Source organism: Heyndrickxia faecalis (assembly GCF_040267745.1).
Lineage (GTDB): Bacteria > Bacillota > Bacilli > Bacillales > Bacillaceae_C > Weizmannia > Weizmannia faecalis.
The window spans coordinates 3,466,386-3,489,848 of record NZ_CP158453.1 but is presented as its reverse complement, the minus strand read 5'-3'; the positions used below and the strand labels follow the sequence as shown (position 1 = coordinate 3,489,848).

Genomic DNA, 23,463 nt, shown 5'->3' with positions numbered 1-23,463 from the left:
CCTATGAATACCTGTATACTTTGGAGGATATTGCGATGTCTTATGAAAAAGTAAATCAGGCGAAAAGAATTGTTGTAGGGACAAAACAAACAGCGAAAGCGATAAAGTCCGGAAATGTGGATGAACTGCTCGTTGCCAGAGATGCTGATCCGAATATTACGGGCAAAGTCATTTCCGTTGCCGAACAATTCAATGTGCCGGTTACGTATGCCGAGTCGAAAAAACAACTTGGAAAAGTGTGCGGCATTGAAGTCGGAGCTGCAGCTGTTGCACTTATTTATTAAACACTTTTTGCGGGAGAAACCGCAAAAATTTGTTTTTGCCATTAAATGAACCACCTGGATGTGTGGACTTAAATTGTTCGAAGGGAGGAAAAACAGATGCCTACTATTAACCAATTGGTGCGCAAACCTCGTAAATCAAAAATCGAGAAATCTAAGTCACCTGCGCTGAATAAAGGCTATAACAGTTTCAAAAAAATCAATACCGATCTTTCTTCACCCCAAAAACGCGGTGTATGTACGCGTGTTGGGACGATGACGCCGAAGAAACCGAACTCGGCGCTTCGTAAATATGCCCGTGTCCGTTTAACAAACGGGATTGAAGTAACGGCTTATATCCCTGGTATCGGCCATAACCTGCAGGAACACAGCGTTGTTTTAATCCGCGGTGGACGTGTAAAAGACCTGCCTGGTGTACGTTACCACATCGTGCGCGGCGCACTTGACACTGCCGGTGTTGACAACCGGAAACAAGGCCGTTCCAAATACGGGACGAAAAAACCGAAAGAAAAGAAATAATAAGAACGATAACCATACTTGAAAGGAGGATCATTTATGCCACGTAAAGGACCTGTCGCAAAACGCGACGTATTACCGGATCCGATTTACAATTCGAAACTGGTCACACGTTTAATCAACAAAATGATGATCGACGGCAAGAGAGGGAAAGCCCAGACGATCCTGTATTCTTCCTTTGATATTATTCGTGAACGCACTGGCAAAGATCCAATGGAAGTTTTTGACCAGGCATTAAAAAACATTATGCCTGTACTTGAAGTAAGAGCTCGCCGTGTCGGCGGTGCAAACTATCAGGTGCCGGTTGAGGTGCGCCCGGAACGCCGGACAACTTTAGGGCTTCGCTGGCTGGTCAATTATGCCCGCCTCCGCGGAGAAAAAACAATGGAAGAACGACTGGCGAACGAAATCATGGATGCGGCCAACAATACAGGCGCTGCCGTGAAAAAACGCGAAGATACGCATAAAATGGCGGAAGCAAACAGAGCGTTCGCGCATTATCGCTGGTAATATTCCGATACTCCTACATTACACCTATTAAGGAAGGAGAAAGTACGAGATGCCAAGAGAGTTCTCCTTAGAAAAGACTCGTAACATCGGTATCATGGCGCATATCGATGCCGGTAAAACTACAACAACCGAGCGCATCCTTTATTATACCGGCCGTATTCATAAAATCGGCGAAACGCATGAAGGTGCGTCTCAAATGGACTGGATGGAGCAGGAACAGGAGCGCGGGATTACGATTACTTCCGCTGCTACTACAGCACAATGGAATGACCACCGCATCAACATCATTGACACCCCGGGACACGTGGACTTTACCGTTGAAGTTGAACGCTCCCTTCGTGTCCTTGACGGTGCGGTTGCTGTCCTCGATGCCCAGTCCGGCGTTGAGCCTCAGACCGAAACCGTTTGGCGCCAGGCAACGACTTACGGTGTACCACGGATTGTATTCGTCAATAAGATGGATAAAATCGGGGCTGATTTCTTATATTCTGTCAGCACCCTGCATGATCGTCTGCAGGCAAATGCGCATCCGGTCCAATTGCCGATCGGTGCCGAAGACAACTTTGTAGGGATCATTGACCTTATTGAAATGAACGCTACTTTCTACGGTGATGATCTCGGCACGAAAATTGAAGTACGCGAAATCCCGGATGAGTACCGTGACCAGGCGGAAGAATATCATGAAAAACTGCTTGAAGCAGTTGCTGAAGTTGATGAAGATATTATGGAAAAATATCTTGGCGGAGAAGAGATTTCAAAAGAAGAACTGAAAGCTGCGATCCGCAAAGCAACCTGTAATGTTGAATTCTTCCCGGTACTGTGCGGCTCGGCATTTAAAAACAAAGGTGTCCAATTAATGTTGGATGCGGTTGTTGACTATTTGCCTGCGCCGACGGATGTTCCTTCCATCAAGGGGACGCTTCCGGATACAGGGGAAGAAGTATTCAGGCATTCCAGCGATGATGAGCCATTTGCGGCTTTGGCCTTCAAAGTCATGACAGACCCGTTCGTTGGTAAACTGACATTCTTCCGTGTTTATTCAGGTACATTAAGCGCCGGTTCTTATGTCAAAAACTCGACAAAGGATAAACGCGAACGCATCGGGCGTATTTTGCAGATGCACGCAAACCACCGGAAAGAAATTGACAAGGTTTATGCCGGAGATATTGCTGCTGCTGTCGGTTTAAAAGACACGACAACAGGCGACACGCTTTGCGACGAAAACAATCCGGTAATCCTTGAATCGATGGAATTTCCAGAACCGGTTATCCAGCTGTCGGTTGAACCAAAGTCGAAGGCCGACCAGGATAAAATGACGACTGCGCTGCAAAAACTGCAGGAAGAAGACCCGACTTTCCGTGCCCATACGGATCCGGAAACAGGACAAACGATCATCGAAGGAATGGGTGAGCTTCACCTCGATATCATCGTCGACCGGATGAAACGCGAATTTAAAGTCGAAGCCAATATCGGTGCGCCACAAGTTGCATATCGTGAAACATTCCGCAAATCGGCACAAGTCCAAGGTAAGTTCGTACGCCAGTCTGGTGGCCGCGGGCAATACGGGGATGTGTGGATTGAATTTTCACCAAACGAAGAAGGAAAAGGCTTTGAGTTTGAAAATGCGATTGTCGGCGGTGTCGTTCCGCGTGAATACATTCCGGCGATTCAAGCCGGGCTCGAAGATGCCATGCAGCGCGGTGTAATTGCCGGTTATCCGCTCGTTGACATTAAGGCAAAACTATATGACGGTTCTTACCACGATGTTGACTCGAGTGAAATGGCGTTTAAAGTGGCTGCTTCCCTTGCATTAAGGAATGCAGCATCCAAATGTGATCCGGTCCTGCTTGAACCTGTGATGAAAGTGGAAATCGTCATTCCGGAAGAATATCTCGGCGATATCATGGGACAAGTTACAGCCCGCCGCGGTCGTGTAGAAGGAATGGAAGCACGCGGAAATGCCCAGGTTGTCCGTGCCATGGTTCCGTTGTCCGAAATGTTCGGTTACGCAACAGCACTTCGTTCCAGCACGCAAGGACGCGGTGTCTTCACTATGACATTTGATCATTATGAAGAAGTGCCGAAGTCCATTGCGGAAGAGATCATCAAAAAAAATAAAGGCGAATAATTGATTTCTTGCCTTCAATGAAGTATAACTTTACTAGATTGGTTCAAAGCGCTTTAAAGCTGTCCTTTCAGCTTTAAAGCATCCATATACTTACTCAATCCAAAATATTAAGGAGGATTTCCTGATGGCTAAACAAAAATTTGACCGTTCTAAAGAACACTGTAACATTGGAACAATCGGTCACGTTGACCATGGTAAAACGACTTTGACTGCTGCAATTACTGCTGTTCTTGCAAAACAAGGTAAAGCAGAAGCAAGGGCATATGACCAAATTGACGGTGCTCCGGAAGAACGCGAACGTGGTATTACCATCAACACTGCACACGTTGAATATGAAACAGAAAAACGCCACTACGCACACGTTGACTGCCCTGGACACGCTGACTATGTGAAAAACATGATCACGGGTGCTGCACAAATGGACGGTGCGATTCTGGTTGTATCCGCTGCTGACGGCCCAATGCCGCAAACGCGTGAACACATCCTGTTGTCCCGCCAAGTTGGTGTGCCTTACATTGTTGTATTCCTGAACAAATGCGACATGGTGGACGACGAAGAATTGCTTGAACTTGTTGAAATGGAAGTTCGTGACCTTCTTTCCGAATACGACTTCCCTGGCGATGAAGTGCCGGTTATCAAAGGTTCTGCTTTGAAAGCTCTTGAAGGCGACCCTGAATACGAAGCAAAAATCCTTGAATTGATGGATGCTGTTGACGAATACATCCCGACTCCGCAACGTGACACAGACAAACCGTTCATGATGCCGGTGGAAGACGTATTCTCCATCACCGGTCGTGGTACCGTTGCAACCGGCCGTGTAGAACGCGGTCAATTGAAAGTCGGCGATGTTGTTGAAATCATCGGTTTGAACGACGAACCAAAACAAACAACGGTTACCGGCGTTGAAATGTTCCGCAAACTGCTCGACTATGCTGAAGCAGGCGACAACATCGGTGCACTTCTCCGCGGGATTGCACGTGAAGAAGTCCAACGTGGTCAAGTTTTGGCGAAACCGGGTTCTATTACACCGCATACAAAATTTAAAGCACAAGTTTACGTATTAACGAAAGAAGAAGGCGGACGTCACACTCCTTTCTTCTCTAACTACCGTCCGCAATTCTACTTCCGTACAACGGATGTTACCGGCATTATTACGCTGCCTGAAGGCGTTGAAATGGTTATGCCTGGTGATAACGTTGAAATGAGCGTTGAATTGATTGCCCCTATCGCGATCGAAGAAGGAACAAAATTCTCGATCCGTGAAGGCGGCCGTACAGTTGGCGCCGGTTCTGTTTCCGCTATCGAAGCTTAATCGGTTATTAAAAAAAGCCCGGCCAGGTTATCCCGGCCGGGCTTTTTCAATGCTTACGCGTCCGGGTTGCAGCAATATTTTCCAAAACTTGATGTTGCGCCACAAGGCCTGTATAATAAAAAAAGTTGCTGAAATCAGCAGTATATCAAAGTTTATGTTGCATTACACCCGGTTTTTGTGTATAATTTTTTATGTTGGTCTTTGACTGCGATGAAGTGGGAGGTTGCTGGCACACCCGGCCGCTTTGCCATGGCGCGTGGGCCAGGAAAATTTCCATGGAGAATGTCTATTAACAAATAGGCGAAAAAGGAGGGAAAATAATGGCAAAACAAAAAATTCGCATTCGCTTAAAAGCATACGATCACAGAATTCTGGATCAGTCTGCAGAGAAAATTGTAGAAACAGCAAAAAGATCAGGTGCAAACGTCTCCGGACCGATTCCGCTTCCGACTGAGAAATCCGTTTACACCATTCTGCGTGCTGTCCACAAGTACAAAGATTCTCGTGAACAATTTGAAATGCGTACACACAAACGTTTGATTGATATCGTAAATCCAACCCCGCAAACGGTTGATTCACTGATGCGGTTGGATCTGCCATCCGGCGTTGACATTGAAATTAAACTTTAATGATAAAACATGACATATTTAACAGGAGGTGTGACTGATGACCAAAGGAATCTTAGGAAGAAAAATCGGTATGACCCAAGTTTTTGCCGAGAACGGCGATCTTATTCCGGTCACTGTAATTGAAGCAACACCAAACGTTGTGCTGCAAAAGAAAACAGTTGAAACGGACGGCTATGAAGCGATCCAGCTCGGATTTGCAGACAAACCGGAACGCCTGGCAAACAAACCGGAAAAAGGGCATGTTTCGAAAGCCAATACGGCACCTAAGCGCTTCATCCGCGAATTCAGCGGCGTAAACACAAGTGATTTTGAAGTTGGTCAAGAAGTCAAAGTAGATATTTTTGCAGAAGGTGACATTGTAGATGTTACCGGTGTTACAAAAGGAAAAGGATTCCAAGGCGTCATTAAACGCCACGGACAACACCGCGGTCCTATGGCTCACGGTTCGCGTTACCACCGCCGCCCCGGTTCAATGGGTCCGATTGCGCCAAACCGCGTCTTCAAACAAAAGGCACTCCCTGGACGCATGGGAGGAGAACGGGTTACCGTTCAAAATCTGCAAATCGTCAAAGTGGATGCAGAACGCAATCTGCTTTTGATTAAAGGTAACGTTCCTGGTCCGAGAAAAGCTTTGGTTACAGTTAAAGCAGCTGTAAAAGCAAAATAATTGTAAAGAAAGGAGGAAACAGGAATGCCAAAAGTAGCTCTATACAACCAAAACGGTTCCCAAGTCGGTGAAGTGGAATTAAACGACGCTGTATTCGGCATCGAACCGAATGAACATGTTTTATTTGAAGCGATCATCATGCAGAGGGCATCGCTCCGCCAAGGTACTCACAAAGTAAAAGGCCGTTCTGAAGTACGCGGCGGCGGACGTAAACCATGGCGGCAAAAAGGTACAGGACGCGCACGCCAAGGATCGATTCGTGCCCCGCAATGGCGCGGAGGCGGTACGGTTTTCGGGCCTGTTCCACGCAGCTACAGCTACAAACTGCCGAAAAAAGTACGCCGTCTTGCGATTAAATCCGCTCTATCGTCAAAAGTACGGGAAAACAATATTTTGGTTCTGGACGCATTAAATTTTGATGCGCCAAAAACAAAAGATTTTATTGCTGTCCTGAAAAATTTGTCCGTGGATAAAAAAGCACTTGTTGTCACAGACGGATTGAACGAAAATGTGGTATTGTCTGCACGCAACATTCCGGGTATTACGGTTGTTGAAGCAACAGGCGTAAATGTTTTGGATGTTGTAAACCATGATCAATTGATCATGACAAAATCCGCTGTTGAAAAAGTAGGGGAGGTGCTTGGTTAATGGATGCACGTGATGTTTTGAAGCGCCCCGTGATTACTGAACGTTCAATGGAATTGACGGCAGATAAGAAATATACATTTGAAGTAGATGTCAAAGCGAATAAAACAGAAATCAAAGATGCTGTAGAAGAAATTTTCGGCGTCAAAGTTGCGAAAGTGAATGTTGCGAACTATAAAGGCAAGTTCAAACGCATGGGCCGTTATACCGGCTATACAAACAAGCGCCGCAAAGCAGTTGTTACGTTAACACCTGACAGCAAAGAAATTGAAATCTTTGAGGTCTAAATACGATCCATCAAACTTGAAGAGGAGGGAAAAAAATGGCGATCAAAAAATACAAACCAACCTCTAACGGGCGTCGCGGCATGACGGCTTTGGATTTTGCGGAGATTACGACGGATAAACCTGAAAAATCACTGCTTGCTCCGCTTTCGAAAAAAGCAGGCCGCAACAACCAGGGGAAATTAACTGTTCGTCATCAGGGCGGTGGCCATAAGCGCCAGTACCGGATTATCGACTTCAAACGCGATAAAGATGGTATACCAGGGCGCGTTGCCACAATCGAGTATGACCCGAACCGCTCATCTAATATTGCTTTGATTCACTATGCAGACGGTGAAAAACGGTACATTCTTGCACCAAAAAATCTAACTGTTGGCATGGAAATTATGTCCGGACCGGATGCAGATATTAAAGTCGGAAATGCACTTCCGCTTTCTGACATTCCTGTTGGTACGGTCATCCATAATATTGAATTGAAACCGGGCAAAGGTGGCCAATTGATCCGTTCTGCCGGTACTTCTGCACAAGTGCTTGGTAAAGAAGGCAAATATGTGCTTGTCCGCCTGAATTCCGGTGAAGTGCGCATGATTCTTGCAACTTGCCGCGCAACGGTCGGTCAGGTTGGCAACGAACAGCATGAACTGGTCAACATCGGTAAAGCAGGCCGCAAGCGCTGGATGGGTGTACGCCCGACTGTCCGCGGATCTGTTATGAACCCGAATGATCACCCGCACGGTGGTGGTGAAGGTAAAGCACCAATCGGACGCAAATCACCGATGTCACCATGGGGTAAACCGACACTTGGTTACAAAACGCGCAAGAAGAAAAACACTTCAGATAAATTTATTGTACGGCGCCGTAAAAAATAATACTGTTGAACTACGGTTCGCAGCCTGAACCGTAGCTCTAATCAGGAAGGAGGACTATTCATGGGTCGCAGTCTGAAAAAAGGGCCTTTCGTTGACGATCACTTAATGGTGAAAGTGGAAAAATTGAACGAGTCCAACAAGAAGCAAGTGATCAAAACGTGGTCACGCCGTTCGACGATTTTCCCTGCATTTGTCGGCCACACAATCGCTGTGTATGACGGCCGTAAACATGTTCCGGTATACATCACGGAAGATATGGTCGGCCATAAGCTCGGTGAGTTTGCTCCGACACGCACATTCAAAGGTCACGCCGGTGACGATAAGAAGACAAGACGCTAACGGGAGGAGGTATTCCAATGCAAGCAAAAGCTGTCGCGAAAACAGTCCGTATTGCTCCTCGTAAGGCACGCCTGGTAATTGATTTAATTCGAGGAAAGCAAGTAGGAGAAGCGCTTTCGATTTTGAAATTTACGCCTAAAGCTGTTTCGCCGGTTATTGAAAAAGTACTCAACTCTGCGATTGCGAACGCAGAACACAACTACGATATGGACGCAAATGACCTTGTTGTGGAAAAGGCTTATGTCGATGAAGGGCCTACATTGAAACGTTTCCGGCCGCGTGCAATGGGACGCGCAAGCCAGATCAACAAACGCACGAGCCATATTACGATTGTAGTATCAGATCAAAAGGAGGGATAATTGGTGGGTCAAAAAGTAAATCCTATCGGTTTGCGAATCGGAGTGATTCGTGACTGGGAATCGAAATGGTACGCAGAAAAAGATTACGCCGATCTATTGCACGAAGACATTAAAATTCGTGAATATATCGCAAAGCGCCTTGCGGATGCTTCTGTTTCTGGCGTGGAAATTGAACGTGCTGCAAACCGTGTCAACATTACAATCCGTACGGCAAAACCGGGCATGGTGATCGGTAAAGGCGGTTCGGAAGTAGAAGCATTGCGTAAAGCGCTGAATGCTTTAACAGGAAAAAGAGTCCACATTAACATTGTCGAAGTTAAAAAAGCAGATATTGATGCAAAACTTGTTGCGGAAAACATTGCCCGCCAGCTGGAAAACCGCGTTTCTTTCCGCCGTGCGCAAAAGCAGGCGATTCAACGCGCCATGCGTGCCGGTGCAAAAGGAATCCGGACGCAGGTTTCAGGACGTTTGGGCGGTGCGGATATTGCCCGTGCAGAACATTACAGCGAAGGTACAGTTCCGCTTCATACGCTTCGTGCGGATATTGACTATGCACATGCTGAAGCAGATACAACTTACGGAAAACTGGGCGTAAAAGTTTGGATTTACCGTGGGGAAATCCTTCCTGCTAAGAAAAAAACCGAGGAAGGGGGAAACTGATCATGTTGATGCCTAAACGTGTAAAATACCGCCGTGAACACCGCGGAAAAATGCGCGGCCGTGCAAAAGGCGGCACTGAAGTTGCATTTGGCGAATATGGTTTGCAGGCTTTGGAAGCTTCCTGGATTACAAACCGCCAAATCGAAGCTGCCCGTATTGCGATGACACGTTATATGAAACGTGGCGGTAAAGTATGGATAAAAATTTTCCCTCATAAACCATATACAGCAAAACCGCTTGAAGTCCGGATGGGTTCCGGTAAAGGTGCGCCTGAGGGCTGGGTGGCTGTTGTGAAACCGGGCAAGATTTTGTTTGAAATTGCCGGTGTTCCTGAAGAAGTTGCACGCGAAGCTTTACGCCTTGCGTCCCACAAGCTGCCGATTAAATGCAAGTTCGTAAAACGTGAAGAAATTGGTGGTGAATCTAATGAAAGCTAAAGAAATTCGTGACTTAACCACTGCCGAAATTGAACAAAAAGTAAAGTCGCTGAAGGAAGAGCTGTTCAACCTTCGCTTCCAGCTTGCGACTGGACAATTAGAGAACACTGCCCGCATTCGTGAAGTTCGTAAATCGATTGCCCGCATGAAAACCGTCATTCGTGAAAGAGAAATTGGAATTAACAACCGATAATGGGAGGAGGTTCGCGATACATGAGTGAACGCAACCAACGCAAAGTATACACCGGCCGTGTCGTATCCGACAAAATGGATAAAACCGTTACTGTTCTTGTAGAAACTTACAAAAAACATTCTCTGTACGGCAAACGCGTAAAATACTCGAAAAAATTCAAGGCACATGATGAAAATAACGAAGCCAAAGTCGGCGATATCGTAAGAATCATGGAAACACGCCCGTTATCTGCTACAAAACGTTTCCGCCTGGTGGAAATCGTTGAAAAAGCAGTCATTATCTAATTTGTATCAGTTCGGATACGGTTGATTCCGAAGGGAGGTAAACGAGGATGATCCAACAAGAAACCCGTTTAAAAGTAGCTGACAACTCAGGTGCACGTGAAGTTTTAACGATTAAAGTATTAGGCGGATCCGGCCGAAAAACTGCGAATATCGGAGATGTCATCGTTGCTACGGTAAAACAAGCAACACCTGGAGGCGTTGTTAAAAAAGGCGATGTGGTGAAAGCTGTTGTGGTCCGTACAAAGAGCGGAGTGCGCCGCAGCGATGGTTCTTATATCCGTTTCGATGAAAATGCATGCGTCATTATCCGTGACGACAAGAGCCCTCGCGGCACGCGTATTTTCGGGCCGGTTGCACGCGAACTGCGCAACAACAATTTCATGAAAATCGTATCACTGGCTCCGGAAGTACTTTAATCGATATAGTTTGTGACAATCAAGGAGGTGCGATTGTAATGCATGTCAAAAAAGGTGACAAGGTAATGGTGATCTCCGGCAAAGATAAAGGCAAGACCGGGACGATCCTTGCGGTATATCCGAAAAAAAACCGTGTGATTGTGGAAGGCGTGAACGTTGTCAAAAAACACGCAAAACCTTCCCAGGCAAACCCTCAGGGCGGTATTCTCGACATGGAAGCGCCCATTCACGTGTCAAATGTGATGCCGATTGACCCGAAAACAAATGAGCCGACACGTGTCGGATATGAAATAAGGAACGACAAAAAAGTGCGTGTAGCAAAAAAATCCGGTGAAGTTTTAAGCGTGCTTAAGGAAATTAAGAAAAAGCCTGAAGAAGAAGGGAGGTAAGCGACATGAACCGCCTAAAAGAAAAATACGAAAAAGAAGTTATTCCTGCTTTAACAAGCAAGTTTCAATATACATCCGTTATGCAAGTGCCTAAAGTTGAAAAGATCGTGATCAACATGGGTGTTGGTGATGCTGTTCAAAACGCAAAAATGCTCGACAATGCAGTAGAAGAATTAACATTGATTTCCGGCCAAAGACCGGTTGTGACAAGAGCGAAAAAATCGATCGCAGGTTTCCGCCTTCGTGAAGGGATGCCAATTGGCGCAAAAGTAACGCTTCGCGGCGAGCGCATGTACGAATTTCTCGATAAACTGATTTCAGTTTCGCTTCCGCGTGTGCGCGATTTCCACGGCGTATCGAAAAAATCGTTTGACGGCCGCGGAAACTACACACTCGGCATTAAAGAGCAACTGATCTTCCCTGAAATTGATTACGACAAAGTCAGCAAAGTGCGCGGGATGGACATCGTCATTGTCACCACTGCGAACACGGACGAAGAATCACGTGAACTGTTAGGCCTGCTCGGCATGCCATTCCAAAAATAAAGCGGACGCTAAAAAGGGAGGCGAAAACGTGGCTAAAAAATCAATGATTGCGAAACAAAAACGTGAACCGAAGTATAAAGTTCAGGCTTATACGCGGTGCGAACGATGCGGCCGGCCGCATTCCGTCATTCGCAAATTTAAACTTTGCCGTATTTGTTTCCGCGAACTTGCATATAAAGGTCAAATTCCTGGCGTGAAAAAAGCCAGCTGGTAAAACCCGAATTTGGGAAGGAGGTAAAAGAAATGGTCATGACTGATCCGATTGCAGATTTGCTTACGCGTATCCGTAATGCAAATACAGTGCGTCATGAAAAATTGGAAGTCCCGGCTTCCAAGATTAAGAGAGAGATCGCCGAGATTTTAAAACGTGAAGGTTTCGTGCGTGATGTTGAATATATCGAGGATAACAAACAAGGGATTATCCGGATCTTCCTGAAATACGGCGCAAACAACGAACGCGTCATTACAGGGATCAAGCGTATCAGCAAACCGGGCCTGCGCGTATACGCAAAAGCAGGTGAAGTGCCGAAAGTGCTGAACGGGCTTGGCATCGCAATTGTTTCTACTTCTCAAGGCGTTTTAACCGACAAAGAAGCACGGAAAAACAATGTCGGCGGAGAAATTTTAGCATACGTTTGGTAATCATTTGACGTTGAACGGAGGTGTAAATTATGTCACGTATAGGAAAAAAACCGGTTGAAATTCCATCCGGCGTTACGGTAACCATTAACGGAGATACAGTTACGGTTAAAGGGCCTAAAGGCGAGCTGATCCGCAGCTTCAACCCTGATATTAACATTACCGTAGAAGACAATATCATTCACGTAACACGCCCTTCAGACAGCAAAAACCACCGCGCTTTGCACGGAACGACCCGCGCACTGCTCGCAAACATGGTGGAAGGGGTGTCGAAAGGCTTTGAAAAATCTTTGGAACTGGTCGGGGTTGGATACCGCGCCCAAAAACAAGGCAAAAAACTCGTATTGAACGTCGGCTACTCCCATCCTGTTGAATTTGAACCGGAAGAAGGCCTGGAAGTCGAAGTGCCTTCCAATACAAAAATTGTTGTAAAAGGCGTAAGCAAAGAACGTGTCGGCGCATTTGCCGCCAACATTCGCGACGTCCGCCCGCCTGAACCTTATAAAGGCAAAGGGATTCGTTATGAAGGCGAATATGTACGCAGAAAAGAAGGTAAAACCGGTAAATAATGCCGCCTAGGATGAGAAAGGAGTGAATTCGATGATCACGAAGCCGGATAAAAATCAAGTACGCAAAAAAAGGCATGCACGCGTCCGCGCAAAATTAAGCGGAACGGCTGAACGTCCGCGCCTGAATATCTATCGTTCCAACAAAAATATTTATGCCCAATTGATTGATGATGCAAATGGCGTCACACTGGCCAGCGCTTCCACGCTCGATAAAGAGTTGAGCCTTGAGTCAACCGGCAATGCGGAAGCTGCACAAAAGGTGGGCGAATTGATTGCAAAGCGCGCAATGGAAAAAGGCATCAAAGAAGTTGTTTTCGACCGCGGCGGATACCTCTATCATGGCCGTGTCAAAGCGCTTGCCGATGCAGCCCGTGAGAACGGATTACAATTTTAATCAAAAAGGAGGGGAAATTTTACATGCTACGTATTGACCCAAACAAACTTGAGTTAGAAGAACGTGTTGTTACGATTAACCGCGTTGCCAAAGTGGTAAAAGGGGGACGCCGTTTCCGCTTTTCCGCACTTGTCGTTGTTGGCGACCGGAACGGACATGTCGGATTTGGAACCGGAAAAGCGCAGGAAGTGCCGGATGCGATCCGCAAAGCTGTTGAAGATGCGAAGAAAAATCTTGTTGAGGTACCGATTTCGGGCACAACGATTCCGCACGAAGTTGTCGGCCACTTCGGTGCAGGCAAAATCTTGCTGAAACCGGGTTCCCCTGGTACCGGTGTTATCGCCGGCGGCCCTGTCCGTGCGATCCTTGAACTTGCGGGTATTGCGGATATTACGTCCAAGTCGCTTGGTTCAAACACACCGATTAACATGATCCGTGCTACAATGGACGGCATTAAACAATTGAAGCGTGCGGATGAAGTTGCGAAACTGCGCAATAAATCTGTCGAAGAATTATTAGGTTAAGGAGGGAACGCTCATGGCAAAATTGAAAATCACCCTCACCCGCAGTGTCATCGGCCGCCCGCAGGATCAGCGCGAAACGGTAAAAGCGCTCGGCCTGCGCAAAGTCAACCAGACTGTTGAGAAAGAAGACAATGCTGCAATTCGCGGCATGATCAATAAAGTGTCCCATCTTGTTTCCGTATCGGAACAATAATTTTCGATTTTAAGATAAGGAGGTGCAACCATGAAACTTCATGAATTAAAACCTGCAGAAGGATCCCGTAAAAAACGCAACCGTGTCGGTCGTGGTATTGGTTCCGGCAACGGAAAAACAGCCGGCAAAGGGCACAAAGGTCAAAACGCTCGTTCCGGCGGCGGTGTACGCCTCGGTTTTGAAGGCGGTCAAACCCCGTTGTTCCGCCGTTTGCCAAAACGTGGTTTTACGAACATTAACCGTAAAGAGTATGCCATTGTGAACCTTGACGTTTTAAACCGTTTTGAAGACGGCACGGAAGTAACGCCTGCCCTTTTATTGGAAACAGGTGTCATCAGCAAGGAAAAATCGGGTGTAAAAGTGCTTGCAAACGGCAAACTTGAGAAAAAATTGACCGTAAAAGCACATAAATTCTCCTCTGCTGCCAAAGAAGCCATAGAAGCTGCCGGCGGTACAGCCGAGGTGATTTAATGTTCAAGACAATCGCCAATTTTATGCGTGTGGGTGAGATAAGAAATAAAATTATTTTCACCCTCCTCATGCTGGTCGTATTCCGCATAGGAGCCTTTATTCCTGTTCCTTATGTGGATGCTTCCGTTTTGGATGCCTCCACCCAAAACGGTTTAGTTGGTTTTCTAAACACTTTTGGGGGCGGTGCGCTGAAGAACTTTTCCATTTTTGCAATGGGCATTATGCCATATATCACATCTTCCATTATCGTGCAGCTTTTGCAAATGGATGTTGTGCCGAAGTTTGCCGAGTGGGCAAAACAGGGTGAAGTGGGGCGTCGTAAGCTGAATGAGTTTACACGCTATTTTACGGTTATCCTGGCTTTGATTGAAGGCTTCGGCATGTCATATGGCTTTAATAATTTGGCGCAAGGGGCACTGATTACGAAGTCCGGTTTCTGGACGTATTTGATCATCGCACTTACGCTGACAGCCGGCACCACATTTTTAATGTGGCTTGGCGAACAAATTACGGCCAAAGGTGTAGGAAACGGGATTTCCATTTTGATTATGGCCGGCATTATTGCCGGGATTCCGACAGCCATCAACCAGATTTACGCGCAGCAAATTGAAAATGCCGGTTCCCAGCTGTTTTTGAAGATTGTTTTGCTGGCTTTTCTTGCATTGATTATTCTGGCCATTGTGGTCGGAGTCATCTATTTCCAGCAGGCATCGAGAAAGATACCGGTCCAGTATGCCCAGCACATTTCCGGCAGGGCAACAACCGGCAGGCAGTCAACGCATTTGCCTTTAAAGGTCAATGCTGCCGGGGTCATTCCGGTTATCTTTGCGATTTCGTTCATTATTGCGCCGCAGACGATCGCTTCGTTTTTCGGTTCCAGCAGTGTGGCAAGCACCATCCAGTATATTTTTGATTATACAAAACCGGTCGGAGCTTTGATTTATGTGGCGTTGATTATCGCTTTCTCGTACTTTTACGCATTCGTACAAGTCAATCCGGAGCAGCTTGCCGACAATTTAAAGAAACAAGGCGGCTATATTCCGGGGATCCGCCCGGGCAAAAACACACAGCAATATGTCACTTCGGTTTTATACCGGCTGACATTTGTCGGTTCGATCTTTCTTGCTGTGATTGCCATTCTGCCTGTCATTTTCACGAATGTCATCGGGCTCCCGGCTTCCGCCAGAATCGGCGGCACAAGCCTGCTCGTTGTGATCGGGGTTGCGCTTGAAACGATGCTGCAACTGGAAGCACAGCTTGTTAAACGCCATTACAGAGGCTTTATCAAATAAAAATGGTTTCGTTTTTTTGAGACCATGTCAGGAATAAGGGGGCTGTACGATGAATCTAGTGTTAATGGGCCTTCCCGGAGCCGGTAAAGGGACTCAAGCCGAAAAAATCATTGATAAGTATGCCATTCCTCACATTTCCACCGGAGACATGTTCCGGGCGGCAATAAAGGAAGAAACGGAGCTGGGGCTTAAAGCCAAGTCCTTTATGGACAAAGGCGAACTGGTCCCTGACGAAGTAACGATCGGGATCGTGCGCGAACGGTTAAGCAAGGATGACTGCAAAAATGGCTTCCTGCTTGACGGTTTCCCGCGGACGGTTGCCCAGGCAGAAGCTTTGGAAAATATTTTAAGCAGCCTTGGCAAACAGCTTGACTATGTCATCAATATTGAGGTGGACCGGGAGATTCTGACAGAGCGGCTGACCGGCCGGAGAATCTGTGAACATTGCGGTGCGACTTACCATCTCGTGTTTAATCCGCCAAAAACGGAGGGCGTTTGCGACAAATGCGGCGGCCCGCTGTACCAACGGGCGGACGACAACGCAGAAACTGTCGGGAACCGGCTCGATGTCAATATGAAACAAACCCGGCCGCTACTGGACTTTTATGAGGAAAAAGGCTATTTGCGGAATGTAAACGGCCAGCAGGATATTCATCAAGTTTTTGCGGATATCGATCAATTGCTGAGCCAACTGGGTTAAACGTGAACGACTTGGTGAATTCATGAGAGCCGCAATCACGTTGGATGGAAACCACCTTTGGAAGTTTTAACCGGCCGGCTTTTCGGCCATGTCCTGACGGTAAAAAACTTTTCAAGTTTGATGCAATTTCCGCTTAAAAAGGTTATAATGGTTTTCGTGGCATTTTCACCGCTGGATATTTCACGGGTGAAATGACGGCTCTGTTTTATTGGCGATTTGCTTCATCCGTTAACTTGTAATCAATAGATGAGGAAGGCGGCTTCCGTTGTCAGGATTGCCAGTAAGCGTCATTCGAACGTCTCTCATGCAATTCAATTCTGTGCAAATGGCTTTCGTTCGTTCACATGTATGCCGGACATGGGATTGGTCAAGACTGACATGAAAGAACCATGTAACCTTGGGAACGTTTATCAGCTCTTGCCGGCCCCTCGGATCAGCCGGTTTACGTGAATATGCAGCAGGCCGACCGCTTCCTGAAGAGGGAGTTTTGGCGAGCCTGATCGTTTTAAGGTTTTGGAAAAGTATCATTGCCAGGTCCTAAATGTTAGGAGGAGGGAGAAAAGTTCGATGGCGAAAGATGACGTTATTGAAGTTGAGGGCATTGTGAGCGAAACTTTGCCGAATGCCATGTTTAAGGTAGAATTAGAAAATGGTCACACTGTTCTTGCACATGTGTCGGGAAAAATCCGGATGAACTTTATCCGCATTTTGCCGGGTGATAAAGTAACAGTTGAACTGTCTCCGTATGATTTGACCCGCGGTAGAATTACGTACCGCTTTAAATAATGTAGATACACGGCTTTTTCGGTGAAACGGAAAGTCTGCCTGGGGAATCTGTTTGGAAAAAAGGTACCGGGCTTGTACTCCGTATATTAAGGAGGGTAAACCATGAAAGTTAGACCATCTGTGAAGCCGATCTGCGAAAAATGCAAGGTTATCCGCAGAAAAGGCAAAGTAATGGTAATCTGTGAAAATCCGAAACACAAACAAAAACAAGGATAAATTTGAAGGAGGTGCACCTGTATGGCTCGTATTGCCGGTGTTGACATTCCACGTGATAAACGTGTTGTTATTTCTTTAACATACATTTACGGAATTGGTAAATCAACTGCACAAAAAATTCTTGCTGAGGCCGGAATTTCTGAAGATACACGCGTCCGCGACTTAACAGAGGATGAAGTAAACAAAATTCGTGACATCGTGGACAGGCTGAAAGTAGAAGGAGACCTTCGCCGTGAAGTTTCTCTGAACATTAAACGCCTGATGGAAATCGGATCTTACAGAGGTCTCCGCCACCGCCGCGGTCTTCCTGTTCGCGGGCAAAACACAAAAAACAATGCCCGTACACGCAAAGGCCCGCGTAAAACGGTTGCCGGTAAGAAGAAATAATAAGCAAAGGAGGTTGTTCATATGGCACGCAGAACAAATACGCGTAAACGCCGCGTAAGAAAGAATATTGAATCAGGAGTCGCTCATATTCGTTCCACTTTTAACAATACAATCGTTACGATCACGGATGTGCATGGGAATGCTGTTGCATGGTCCAGTGCCGGTGCGCTCGGTTTCAAAGGTTCCCGTAAATCAACGCCGTTTGCTGCACAAATGGCTGCTGAAACAGCCGCGAAAGCATCGATGGAACATGGGATGAAGTCTTTGGAAGTAACTGTAAAAGGACCTGGTGCAGGCCGTGAAGCCGCCATCCGTGCCCTGCAGGCTGCCGGGCTTGAAGTTACAGCCATTAAAGACGTAACACCTGTGCCGCATAATGGTTGCCGCCCGCCAAAACGTCGCCGTGTCTGATTTTTTTTGTATAGATTTTGTATCCTTGTCAATAATGGGATATGATGCATAATCTGCAAAAAAAATGATTTGAATGATCCAGTTGTTATGCATAATAGGGAATTTTGCATGGGGAATTTCGAATAGGGCTCTTTCTGGGGTGCTATACGGGGTTTCGACGTTTTGAAGGAGGGTTAATTTGAATGATCGAAATTGAAAAGCCAAAAATTGAAACGGTTGAGGTCAGCGATGACGCTACTTATGGCAAGTTCGTCATAGAACCGCTTGAGCGTGGATATGGTACTACTTTGGGTAACTCCTTACGTCGTATCCTATTATCCTCACTCCCGGGTGCCGCTGTCACTTCCATCCAAATCGATGGCGTGATGCACGAATTCTCGACAGTTGAAGGCGTTGTTGAAGATGTGACCAGCATTATTTTGAACCTCAAAAAGCTGGCATTAAAAATCTATTCCGATGAGGAAAAAACGCTTGAGATTGATGTTCAGGGAGAAGGCGCTGTGACAGCAGCCGATATTACGCATGACAGCGATGTGGAGATTTTAAATCCGGATCTCTATATTGCGACGGTTGCCGAAAACGGGCATTTGCGTATGCGCATGACCGCCAACCAAGGCCGCGGCTATGTTCCTGCTGATCAAAATAAGCGGGAAGACCATCCAATTGGTGTCATTCCAATAGATTCTATTTATACCCCGGTTCAACGCGTGAACTACCAGGTCGAAAATACCCGGGTAGGGCAAATCAGCAATTATGATAAGCTCTCACTGGATGTCACGACTGACGGGAGCATCGGCCCGAAAGAAGCAATTGCTTTGGGCGCCAAAATTTTAACCGAGCATTTGAACATCTTCGTCGGACTGACAGATGAAGCACAAAATGCGGAAATTATGGTGGAAAAAGAAGAAGACCAGAAAGAAAAAGTGCTTGAAATGACAATTGAGGAACTTGATCTTTCAGTCCGTTCTTATAACTGCCTGAAACGTGCCGGCATCAATACCGTTCAGGAACTGGCCAATAAAACGGAAGAAGATATGATGAAAGTCCGGAATCTTGGCCGCAAGTCCCTTGAAGAAGTCAAAGCAAAGCTCGAAGATTTGGGCTTAGGTTTGCGTAAAGACGACTGAGCCGGTTAGAAGGCAAAGCGATTAATCCAACATAAGGGAGGGAACTTCATGCCTTACAGAAAGTTAGGACGCACAAGCGCCCAACGTAAAGCATTACTGCGCGATTTGGCAACAGACCTTATCATTAATGAACGTATCGAAACAACTGAAGCACGCGCAAAAGAATTACGCTCAGTTGTTGAAAAATTAGTTACGCTTGGAAAACGCGGTGATCTTCATGCCCGTCGCCAGGCTGCTGCATTTGTACGCCATGAAACAGCTGACGAAGAAACAAAACAGGATGCTGTTCAAAAATTATTCTCGGTCATTGCAGAACGTTACGCGGATCGCCGGGGCGGCTACACCCGCATCTTGAAAGTAGGCCCGCGCCGCGGAGATGGTGCACCGGTTGCCATTATTGAATTCGTTGAAAAAGAAAAGCAAGATCAGAATCAAGAGCAAGATCAAGAGCAAGTAAACGAATGATTTTCTTGAGGGCTGGACAGTTGAAAGGTTCTTAACTGCTTCTTTGCCCTTTTTCTATCTTTTTTCGGTTTGTAATCGCAGACTTTGCAGCGCTGGGATGGTCTGTACTTGCGAAACCCTTTCGTTTATGTGTGATGCAATAAACTGTGAGTGTTACGATGGGCGCATTTTGTGCCCGTCTAGCTCTTGCACCCCTTTTTATTTCTGTGCGCCGGATTGTTAACGTCTACACTGAAGAGGGGTGCAGGCTTTTTTATTATGGGGATATTTTACCCGCCAAACTGCACGACAATACGGTAAAATATAAATACAAGCAAACGGGCGAAACATTGGTTATCATCGTTCGGAAGAGAAGCCGTTTGTAAACGGGCTGTTGCTGACGCGTGGCGAGGCGCATAAAGGCTGGGTAAACACCCAAGCAACTTTGCGGTGCCGCCATCAGGATGGAAATGAAGTTGAAGAGAATAGCGAAGGATTGCTTAGCATGTTTTAACCGTGCTAAAAAGCAGGTTACAGAGGAGGAATCCGGCATTGGCAGACAGCACGAACGTGATCATTGACATCGACCAGGTTTCCTTCCGTTACCCGGAACAGGAAACGTATGCACTAACAAATATTTCTTTTCAAGTTTATAAAGGCGAGTGGCTGGCCATTGTCGGGCATAACGGATCCGGAAAGTCTACGCTGGCGAGGCTCTTAAACGGCTTGCAGTTTCCCGGAAAGGGCACGATAACGGTTTCCGGCCTCAAGTTGTCGGATGAAAATGTCTGGGAGATCAGAAGGCGCGTCGGCATGGTGTTTCAAAATCCCGACAACCAGTTTGTCGGTACAACCGTTCAGGATGATGTCGCATTCGGGCTGGAAAATCACGGTGTGCCGCGTGAGGAAATGGTGAAACGCGTCCATGATGCCTTAAAGCGGGTGCGGATGTCGGACTTTCTGGACCGCGAACCGCACCATTTATCAGGCGGGCAAAAACAACGGGTGGCGATCGCCGGGATCATCGCGCTAAAGCCGGAAGTGATCATTTTGGATGAAGCCACGTCCATGCTCGATCCGGTCGGCCGCAAAGAAGTGCTGGAGACGATTCGACAGCTGAAACAAGAAGCAGGGCTGACCGTCATTTCGATTACCCATGATCTTGAAGAAGCTGCCCAGGCGGAACGGATGATCGTGATGAACCGCGGCGAGGTCTACCGGGAAGGCACACCGCGTGACATTTTTCAAATGGATGAGACATTGACTGCGCTTGGCCTTGATATTCCGTTCCCGGTCAAAATGGCAAAAGCGCTAAAAGCAAGGGGCTTGGACTTACCGGAAATTTATTTAACAGATGAAGAATTGGTGGATGCACTATGGACATTGCATTTGAACAAGTAGAATACCGGTATCAGCCGAATACGCCGTTTGAAAGGCTTGCACTCTATGACATTTCCCTCGCCATCCCGTCCGGCCGCTATATCGCCGTGATCGGGCATACCGGCTCAGGTAAATCGACGCTGCTGCAGCATTTGAATGCCCTGCTTCAGCCGACAAAAGGAAAAGTAACAATCGGCAGCCGGGTGATTGAAGCCGGAAAAAAGGAAAAAAACTTGAAGGCGATCCGGCAAAAAGTCGGGATTGTGTTCCAGTTTCCTGAACACCAGCTGTTTGAAGAAACGGTGGAAAAAGACATCTGTTTCGGCCCGAAGAATTTCGGCGTTCCGGAAAAAGAAGCGAAACAGCGGGCGAGGGAGCTCATCCGGCTTGTCGGGCTTTCAGAAGAGATTCTTGCAAAATCGCCGTTTGACCTGTCAGGCGGGCAAATGCGGCGAGTTGCCATCGCTGGTGTGCTTGCGATGGAACCGGACGTGCTTGTGCTGGACGAGCCGACTGCCGGGCTTGATCCGCGCGGGCGCCACGAGATGATGGGCATGTTTTACGAATTGCACCAGAAGAAGCATTTAACGACTGTGCTTGTTACCCACAGCATGGAAGATGCCGCCCTATATGCCGATGAACTCGTCATTTTGCATCAGGGGAAATTGATGAAAAAAGGCGCACCCCGTGACATCTTTTCCGATCCTGGATTGCTTGAAAAATGGGGATTAAGCGTGCCGGAGATTGTCCGCTTCCAGACGATGCTCGAGGAAAAAACCGGTATGAAGTTCAATAAGACATGCCTGACAGTGGAAGAACTTGCGGAAGCATTGCAATCGGTTTTGAAACGGGGTGGGCGCGTATGATGGAAAAAATGATTTTCGGGCGCTATATTCCGGGCGATTCCGTCATTCACCGGATGGATCCACGTTCAAAATTGATTTTTGTATTTGTCTTTATTTGTATTGTATTTTTGGCCAATAATGCGGTCACCTACGGGATTCTGGTAATCTTTACCTTGCTTGTGATGCTGGTTTCAAGAGTTCCTGTCCGCTTTTTTATTAAAGGGTTATTGCCGATTTTATGGCTGGTCATTTTTACTTTTTTTCTGCAGCTATTTTTCAATCGCGAGGGCAGCCTTGTTTTCCATTATGCATTTATTCATATTTATAGTGAAGGGATCCGGCAGGGTGTGTTTATTTCGCTCAGGTTTATGCTGCTGATCTTTTTAACATCGCTTTTGACGCTGACGACAACGCCGATTTCGCTGACAGACGGGATTGAAATGCTGCTTGCGCCGCTCCGGAAAGTAAAATTTCCGGTCCATGAACTGGCATTAATGATGTCCATTTCCCTGCGGTTTATTCCGACATTAATGGACGAGACGGAAAAAATCATGAAGGCGCAGATGGCCCGGGGTGTCGATTTTTCCGGCGGGAGTATAAAAGACCGGGTGAAAGCCATTATTCCTCTATTAATTCCGCTGTTTGTCAGTTCGTTCAAACGTGCGGAAGAGCTGGCAACGGCAATGGAGGCCCGGGGTTACCAGGGCGGGGAGGGGCGGACGAAATACCGCCTGCTCGTCTGGCGTACGGCTGATACGCTGTCCATTTGTGCGCTGGCCGTCGTTATTGTCCTGCTCGTGCTGTTCCGTGACGGGGGGATTTTATGAAGCGCGTAAAATGTACGGTCAGTTACGATGGTTCCCGATTCGCGGGGTACCAGGTCCAGCCGGGGCAGCGGACGGTCCAGCAGGAAATTGAAAAGGCGCTGGCCACTCTTCATAAAGGCCGCCACGTGAAAACGGCGGCTTCCGGAAGGACGGATGCCGGCGTGCACGCGATGGGGCAGGTGATCCATTTCGATACGGATCTTTCTATTCCGGAAACAAGCTGGCCGGCCGCTTTAAACAGCCTGCTTCCAGGCGATATTTCGGTCTCGAAAGCGGCATATGCGGACCCTGCTTTTCACGCCCGCTACTCGGTAAAAGAGAAGGAATACCGCTACCGGATCTATTTTTCTCATGTCCGCAGTCCGTTTAAGCACCGTTACGCGTTAAGGGTCTGGTATTCGCTTGATATCGAGGCGATGGAAGCAGCAGCTGAGACCGTGCTCGGCACCCATGATTTTACGAGTTTTTGTTCAGCGAAAACAGAGGTGGAAGACAAGATTCGTACGTTAAAAGAGATTCGGTTTTTGCAGCAGGACGATGAATTGGTGATCTGTTTTAAAGGAAACGGTTTTTTATACAATATGGTACGGATCTTAACCGGCACTTTGCTTGAAATCGGAAGTGGCAAACGCGACCCCGGTGAAATGCGCGAAATCCTTGAAAAACGGAACCGGATTTATGCGGGCAAAACTGCGCCGCCGGAAGGGTTGTATTTATGGAAAGTATCTTATTGACGGAGCATGAATCCGCATGATCAAAAGAAGATAAAAACAACCGGGCCAGGCGTAACATTCG

The 23,463-nt window shown here is 47.0% G+C and carries 38 protein-coding genes; all 38 read left to right on the top strand.

The genetic code is table 11. The features are described from left to right. The first annotated feature begins 35 nt into the window (after positions 1-35). The 38 genes from ABR335_RS16635 (at position 36) to truA (ending at position 23,402) form a co-directional block, all read left to right on the top strand. The gene (locus tag ABR335_RS16635; protein ID WP_014096505.1) at positions 36-284 is read left to right on the top strand and encodes a 50S ribosomal protein L7ae-like protein; all 249 of its coding nucleotides are present in this window, start codon (positions 36-38) and stop codon (positions 282-284) included. Positions 285-380: 96 nt separating this feature from the next. After that, a complete protein-coding gene (gene rpsL, locus ABR335_RS16630) occupies positions 381-800 on the top strand; it encodes a 30S ribosomal protein S12 (RefSeq protein WP_014096504.1) in 420 nt (139 codons plus the stop codon). Between the two features lie 36 nt (positions 801-836). Beyond that, the gene (gene rpsG, locus ABR335_RS16625) at positions 837-1,307 is read left to right on the top strand and encodes a 30S ribosomal protein S7 (RefSeq protein WP_013858074.1); all 471 of its coding nucleotides are present in this window, start codon (positions 837-839) and stop codon (positions 1,305-1,307) included. 49 nt (positions 1,308-1,356) lie between these two features. Next, positions 1,357-3,435: an elongation factor G gene (gene fusA / locus ABR335_RS16620; protein ID WP_014096503.1), complete on the top strand. Its 2,079-nt coding sequence runs from the start codon at positions 1,357-1,359 to the stop codon at positions 3,433-3,435. A 124-nt stretch (positions 3,436-3,559) separates the two neighbouring features. After that, positions 3,560-4,747 carry an elongation factor Tu gene (tuf, locus tag ABR335_RS16615; RefSeq protein ID WP_014096502.1) on the top strand — a complete coding sequence of 396 codons (1,188 nt, stop codon included), beginning with the start codon at positions 3,560-3,562 and terminating at the stop codon, positions 4,745-4,747. A 320-nt stretch (positions 4,748-5,067) separates the two neighbouring features. Next, positions 5,068-5,376 (top strand): 30S ribosomal protein S10, encoded by a 309-nt coding sequence (rpsJ, locus tag ABR335_RS16610; RefSeq protein WP_013858078.1) that lies wholly within the window; start codon positions 5,068-5,070, stop codon positions 5,374-5,376. 37 nt (positions 5,377-5,413) lie between these two features. Then, positions 5,414-6,043, top strand: coding sequence for a 50S ribosomal protein L3 (gene rplC, locus ABR335_RS16605; RefSeq protein WP_104851071.1), 630 nt, complete (start codon positions 5,414-5,416; stop codon positions 6,041-6,043). A 24-nt stretch (positions 6,044-6,067) separates the two neighbouring features. Beyond that, positions 6,068-6,691 (top strand): 50S ribosomal protein L4, encoded by a 624-nt coding sequence (gene rplD, locus ABR335_RS16600; RefSeq protein WP_014096499.1) that lies wholly within the window; start codon positions 6,068-6,070, stop codon positions 6,689-6,691. Continuing rightward, positions 6,691-6,975 carry a 50S ribosomal protein L23 gene (gene rplW / locus ABR335_RS16595; protein ID WP_104851073.1) on the top strand — a complete coding sequence of 95 codons (285 nt, stop codon included), beginning with the start codon at positions 6,691-6,693 and terminating at the stop codon, positions 6,973-6,975. The genes rplD and rplW overlap by 1 nt, the downstream gene beginning before the upstream one ends. A gap of 35 nt (positions 6,976-7,010) precedes the next feature. Continuing rightward, the gene (rplB, locus tag ABR335_RS16590) at positions 7,011-7,841 is read left to right on the top strand and encodes a 50S ribosomal protein L2 (protein ID WP_014096497.1); all 831 of its coding nucleotides are present in this window, start codon (positions 7,011-7,013) and stop codon (positions 7,839-7,841) included. A 60-nt stretch (positions 7,842-7,901) separates the two neighbouring features. Beyond that, positions 7,902-8,180: a 30S ribosomal protein S19 gene (gene rpsS, locus ABR335_RS16585; protein WP_013858083.1), complete on the top strand. Its 279-nt coding sequence runs from the start codon at positions 7,902-7,904 to the stop codon at positions 8,178-8,180. A 17-nt stretch (positions 8,181-8,197) separates the two neighbouring features. Continuing rightward, entirely contained in the window at positions 8,198-8,539 is a 342-nt protein-coding gene (gene rplV / locus ABR335_RS16580; RefSeq protein ID WP_071452228.1) for a 50S ribosomal protein L22, read from the top strand. Positions 8,540-8,542: 3 nt separating this feature from the next. Continuing rightward, a complete protein-coding gene (rpsC, locus tag ABR335_RS16575) occupies positions 8,543-9,199 on the top strand; it encodes a 30S ribosomal protein S3 (RefSeq protein WP_026104594.1) in 657 nt (218 codons plus the stop codon). 2 nt (positions 9,200-9,201) lie between these two features. After that, positions 9,202-9,636 (top strand): 50S ribosomal protein L16, encoded by a 435-nt coding sequence (gene rplP, locus ABR335_RS16570; RefSeq protein ID WP_013858086.1) that lies wholly within the window; start codon positions 9,202-9,204, stop codon positions 9,634-9,636. Beyond that, positions 9,626-9,829 carry a 50S ribosomal protein L29 gene (gene rpmC, locus ABR335_RS16565; protein ID WP_013858087.1) on the top strand — a complete coding sequence of 68 codons (204 nt, stop codon included), beginning with the start codon at positions 9,626-9,628 and terminating at the stop codon, positions 9,827-9,829. Before rplP ends, rpmC begins: the two co-directional genes overlap by 11 nt. A 20-nt stretch (positions 9,830-9,849) precedes the next feature. Next, the gene (gene rpsQ / locus ABR335_RS16560; protein ID WP_013858088.1) at positions 9,850-10,113 is read left to right on the top strand and encodes a 30S ribosomal protein S17; all 264 of its coding nucleotides are present in this window, start codon (positions 9,850-9,852) and stop codon (positions 10,111-10,113) included. A gap of 47 nt (positions 10,114-10,160) precedes the next feature. Continuing rightward, the gene (rplN, locus tag ABR335_RS16555; RefSeq protein ID WP_013858089.1) at positions 10,161-10,529 is read left to right on the top strand and encodes a 50S ribosomal protein L14; all 369 of its coding nucleotides are present in this window, start codon (positions 10,161-10,163) and stop codon (positions 10,527-10,529) included. Between the two features lie 38 nt (positions 10,530-10,567). Continuing rightward, positions 10,568-10,918, top strand: coding sequence for a 50S ribosomal protein L24 (gene rplX / locus ABR335_RS16550; RefSeq protein WP_014096496.1), 351 nt, complete (start codon positions 10,568-10,570; stop codon positions 10,916-10,918). Between the two features lie 5 nt (positions 10,919-10,923). Next, on the top strand, positions 10,924-11,463 hold the full coding sequence (gene rplE, locus ABR335_RS16545) for a 50S ribosomal protein L5 (protein WP_014096495.1): 540 nt from the start codon (positions 10,924-10,926) through the stop codon (positions 11,461-11,463). Positions 11,464-11,491: 28 nt separating this feature from the next. Next, positions 11,492-11,677 carry a type Z 30S ribosomal protein S14 gene (locus ABR335_RS16540; RefSeq protein WP_014096494.1) on the top strand — a complete coding sequence of 62 codons (186 nt, stop codon included), beginning with the start codon at positions 11,492-11,494 and terminating at the stop codon, positions 11,675-11,677. Positions 11,678-11,706: 29 nt separating this feature from the next. Then, positions 11,707-12,105 (top strand): 30S ribosomal protein S8, encoded by a 399-nt coding sequence (gene rpsH, locus ABR335_RS16535; protein WP_013858092.1) that lies wholly within the window; start codon positions 11,707-11,709, stop codon positions 12,103-12,105. A gap of 29 nt (positions 12,106-12,134) precedes the next feature. Beyond that, positions 12,135-12,671 (top strand): 50S ribosomal protein L6, encoded by a 537-nt coding sequence (gene rplF / locus ABR335_RS16530; RefSeq protein WP_014096493.1) that lies wholly within the window; start codon positions 12,135-12,137, stop codon positions 12,669-12,671. Positions 12,672-12,702: 31 nt separating this feature from the next. Then, the gene (gene rplR, locus ABR335_RS16525) at positions 12,703-13,065 is read left to right on the top strand and encodes a 50S ribosomal protein L18 (RefSeq protein ID WP_014096492.1); all 363 of its coding nucleotides are present in this window, start codon (positions 12,703-12,705) and stop codon (positions 13,063-13,065) included. Between the two features lie 23 nt (positions 13,066-13,088). Further along, on the top strand, positions 13,089-13,589 hold the full coding sequence (rpsE, locus tag ABR335_RS16520; protein ID WP_014096491.1) for a 30S ribosomal protein S5: 501 nt from the start codon (positions 13,089-13,091) through the stop codon (positions 13,587-13,589). A gap of 13 nt (positions 13,590-13,602) precedes the next feature. Then, positions 13,603-13,782, top strand: a complete 180-nt coding sequence (gene rpmD, locus ABR335_RS16515; protein ID WP_014096490.1) for a 50S ribosomal protein L30 — start codon at positions 13,603-13,605, stop codon at positions 13,780-13,782. Positions 13,783-13,812: 30 nt separating this feature from the next. Beyond that, on the top strand, positions 13,813-14,253 hold the full coding sequence (gene rplO / locus ABR335_RS16510) for a 50S ribosomal protein L15 (RefSeq protein WP_013858097.1): 441 nt from the start codon (positions 13,813-13,815) through the stop codon (positions 14,251-14,253). Continuing rightward, entirely contained in the window at positions 14,253-15,545 is a 1,293-nt protein-coding gene (secY, locus tag ABR335_RS16505) for a preprotein translocase subunit SecY (RefSeq protein ID WP_014096489.1), read from the top strand. Before rplO ends, secY begins: the two co-directional genes overlap by 1 nt. 49 nt (positions 15,546-15,594) lie before the next feature. Continuing rightward, positions 15,595-16,245 (top strand): adenylate kinase, encoded by a 651-nt coding sequence (locus ABR335_RS16500; protein WP_014096488.1) that lies wholly within the window; start codon positions 15,595-15,597, stop codon positions 16,243-16,245. Between the two features lie 567 nt (positions 16,246-16,812). Next, a complete protein-coding gene (gene infA / locus ABR335_RS16495) occupies positions 16,813-17,031 on the top strand; it encodes a translation initiation factor IF-1 (protein ID WP_013858101.1) in 219 nt (72 codons plus the stop codon). Positions 17,032-17,133: 102 nt separating this feature from the next. After that, positions 17,134-17,247: a 50S ribosomal protein L36 gene (rpmJ, locus tag ABR335_RS16490; protein ID WP_003156543.1), complete on the top strand. Its 114-nt coding sequence runs from the start codon at positions 17,134-17,136 to the stop codon at positions 17,245-17,247. A 21-nt stretch (positions 17,248-17,268) separates the two neighbouring features. After that, on the top strand, positions 17,269-17,634 hold the full coding sequence (gene rpsM / locus ABR335_RS16485; protein ID WP_013858102.1) for a 30S ribosomal protein S13: 366 nt from the start codon (positions 17,269-17,271) through the stop codon (positions 17,632-17,634). A 21-nt stretch (positions 17,635-17,655) separates the two neighbouring features. Beyond that, entirely contained in the window at positions 17,656-18,045 is a 390-nt protein-coding gene (rpsK, locus tag ABR335_RS16480) for a 30S ribosomal protein S11 (protein WP_013858103.1), read from the top strand. A gap of 182 nt (positions 18,046-18,227) precedes the next feature. Further along, positions 18,228-19,172, top strand: coding sequence for a DNA-directed RNA polymerase subunit alpha (locus ABR335_RS16475; protein WP_014096487.1), 945 nt, complete (start codon positions 18,228-18,230; stop codon positions 19,170-19,172). A 48-nt stretch (positions 19,173-19,220) separates the two neighbouring features. Beyond that, a complete protein-coding gene (rplQ, locus tag ABR335_RS16470) occupies positions 19,221-19,637 on the top strand; it encodes a 50S ribosomal protein L17 (RefSeq protein ID WP_014096486.1) in 417 nt (138 codons plus the stop codon). 531 nt (positions 19,638-20,168) lie between these two features. Then, positions 20,169-21,017 carry an energy-coupling factor ABC transporter ATP-binding protein gene (locus ABR335_RS16465; protein WP_014096484.1) on the top strand — a complete coding sequence of 283 codons (849 nt, stop codon included), beginning with the start codon at positions 20,169-20,171 and terminating at the stop codon, positions 21,015-21,017. Next, positions 20,993-21,862, top strand: coding sequence for an energy-coupling factor ABC transporter ATP-binding protein (locus ABR335_RS16460; protein WP_014096483.1), 870 nt, complete (start codon positions 20,993-20,995; stop codon positions 21,860-21,862). Before ABR335_RS16465 ends, ABR335_RS16460 begins: the two co-directional genes overlap by 25 nt. Continuing rightward, positions 21,859-22,668, top strand: coding sequence for an energy-coupling factor transporter transmembrane component T family protein (locus tag ABR335_RS16455; RefSeq protein ID WP_014096482.1), 810 nt, complete (start codon positions 21,859-21,861; stop codon positions 22,666-22,668). Before ABR335_RS16460 ends, ABR335_RS16455 begins: the two co-directional genes overlap by 4 nt. Continuing rightward, positions 22,665-23,402: a tRNA pseudouridine(38-40) synthase TruA gene (truA, locus tag ABR335_RS16450; RefSeq protein ID WP_014096481.1), complete on the top strand. Its 738-nt coding sequence runs from the start codon at positions 22,665-22,667 to the stop codon at positions 23,400-23,402. The genes ABR335_RS16455 and truA overlap by 4 nt, the downstream gene beginning before the upstream one ends. Positions 23,403-23,463 lie beyond the last annotated feature (61 nt).

Coding starts and splice junctions, on each gene's coding strand:
- ABR335_RS16635 (WP_014096505.1), top strand. CDS start 36: ATGTCTTATGAAAAAGTAAATCAGGCGAAAAGAATTGTTGTAGGGACA.
- rpsL (WP_014096504.1), top strand. CDS start 381: ATGCCTACTATTAACCAATTGGTGCGCAAACCTCGTAAATCAAAAATC.
- rpsG (WP_013858074.1), top strand. CDS start 837: ATGCCACGTAAAGGACCTGTCGCAAAACGCGACGTATTACCGGATCCG.
- fusA (WP_014096503.1), top strand. CDS start 1,357: ATGCCAAGAGAGTTCTCCTTAGAAAAGACTCGTAACATCGGTATCATG.
- tuf (WP_014096502.1), top strand. CDS start 3,560: ATGGCTAAACAAAAATTTGACCGTTCTAAAGAACACTGTAACATTGGA.
- rpsJ (WP_013858078.1), top strand. CDS start 5,068: ATGGCAAAACAAAAAATTCGCATTCGCTTAAAAGCATACGATCACAGA.
- rplC (WP_104851071.1), top strand. CDS start 5,414: ATGACCAAAGGAATCTTAGGAAGAAAAATCGGTATGACCCAAGTTTTT.
- rplD (WP_014096499.1), top strand. CDS start 6,068: ATGCCAAAAGTAGCTCTATACAACCAAAACGGTTCCCAAGTCGGTGAA.
- rplW (WP_104851073.1), top strand. CDS start 6,691: ATGGATGCACGTGATGTTTTGAAGCGCCCCGTGATTACTGAACGTTCA.
- rplB (WP_014096497.1), top strand. CDS start 7,011: ATGGCGATCAAAAAATACAAACCAACCTCTAACGGGCGTCGCGGCATG.
- rpsS (WP_013858083.1), top strand. CDS start 7,902: ATGGGTCGCAGTCTGAAAAAAGGGCCTTTCGTTGACGATCACTTAATG.
- rplV (WP_071452228.1), top strand. CDS start 8,198: ATGCAAGCAAAAGCTGTCGCGAAAACAGTCCGTATTGCTCCTCGTAAG.
- rplP (WP_013858086.1), top strand. CDS start 9,202: ATGTTGATGCCTAAACGTGTAAAATACCGCCGTGAACACCGCGGAAAA.
- rpmC (WP_013858087.1), top strand. CDS start 9,626: ATGAAAGCTAAAGAAATTCGTGACTTAACCACTGCCGAAATTGAACAA.
- rpsQ (WP_013858088.1), top strand. CDS start 9,850: ATGAGTGAACGCAACCAACGCAAAGTATACACCGGCCGTGTCGTATCC.
- rplN (WP_013858089.1), top strand. CDS start 10,161: ATGATCCAACAAGAAACCCGTTTAAAAGTAGCTGACAACTCAGGTGCA.
- rplX (WP_014096496.1), top strand. CDS start 10,568: ATGCATGTCAAAAAAGGTGACAAGGTAATGGTGATCTCCGGCAAAGAT.
- rplE (WP_014096495.1), top strand. CDS start 10,924: ATGAACCGCCTAAAAGAAAAATACGAAAAAGAAGTTATTCCTGCTTTA.
- rpsH (WP_013858092.1), top strand. CDS start 11,707: ATGGTCATGACTGATCCGATTGCAGATTTGCTTACGCGTATCCGTAAT.
- rplF (WP_014096493.1), top strand. CDS start 12,135: ATGTCACGTATAGGAAAAAAACCGGTTGAAATTCCATCCGGCGTTACG.
- rplR (WP_014096492.1), top strand. CDS start 12,703: ATGATCACGAAGCCGGATAAAAATCAAGTACGCAAAAAAAGGCATGCA.
- rpsE (WP_014096491.1), top strand. CDS start 13,089: ATGCTACGTATTGACCCAAACAAACTTGAGTTAGAAGAACGTGTTGTT.
- rpmD (WP_014096490.1), top strand. CDS start 13,603: ATGGCAAAATTGAAAATCACCCTCACCCGCAGTGTCATCGGCCGCCCG.
- rplO (WP_013858097.1), top strand. CDS start 13,813: ATGAAACTTCATGAATTAAAACCTGCAGAAGGATCCCGTAAAAAACGC.
- secY (WP_014096489.1), top strand. CDS start 14,253: ATGTTCAAGACAATCGCCAATTTTATGCGTGTGGGTGAGATAAGAAAT.
- ABR335_RS16500 (WP_014096488.1), top strand. CDS start 15,595: ATGAATCTAGTGTTAATGGGCCTTCCCGGAGCCGGTAAAGGGACTCAA.
- infA (WP_013858101.1), top strand. CDS start 16,813: ATGGCGAAAGATGACGTTATTGAAGTTGAGGGCATTGTGAGCGAAACT.
- rpmJ (WP_003156543.1), top strand. CDS start 17,134: ATGAAAGTTAGACCATCTGTGAAGCCGATCTGCGAAAAATGCAAGGTT.
- rpsM (WP_013858102.1), top strand. CDS start 17,269: ATGGCTCGTATTGCCGGTGTTGACATTCCACGTGATAAACGTGTTGTT.
- rpsK (WP_013858103.1), top strand. CDS start 17,656: ATGGCACGCAGAACAAATACGCGTAAACGCCGCGTAAGAAAGAATATT.
- ABR335_RS16475 (WP_014096487.1), top strand. CDS start 18,228: ATGATCGAAATTGAAAAGCCAAAAATTGAAACGGTTGAGGTCAGCGAT.
- rplQ (WP_014096486.1), top strand. CDS start 19,221: ATGCCTTACAGAAAGTTAGGACGCACAAGCGCCCAACGTAAAGCATTA.
- ABR335_RS16460 (WP_014096483.1), top strand. CDS start 20,993: ATGGACATTGCATTTGAACAAGTAGAATACCGGTATCAGCCGAATACG.
- ABR335_RS16455 (WP_014096482.1), top strand. CDS start 21,859: ATGATGGAAAAAATGATTTTCGGGCGCTATATTCCGGGCGATTCCGTC.
- truA (WP_014096481.1), top strand. CDS start 22,665: ATGAAGCGCGTAAAATGTACGGTCAGTTACGATGGTTCCCGATTCGCG.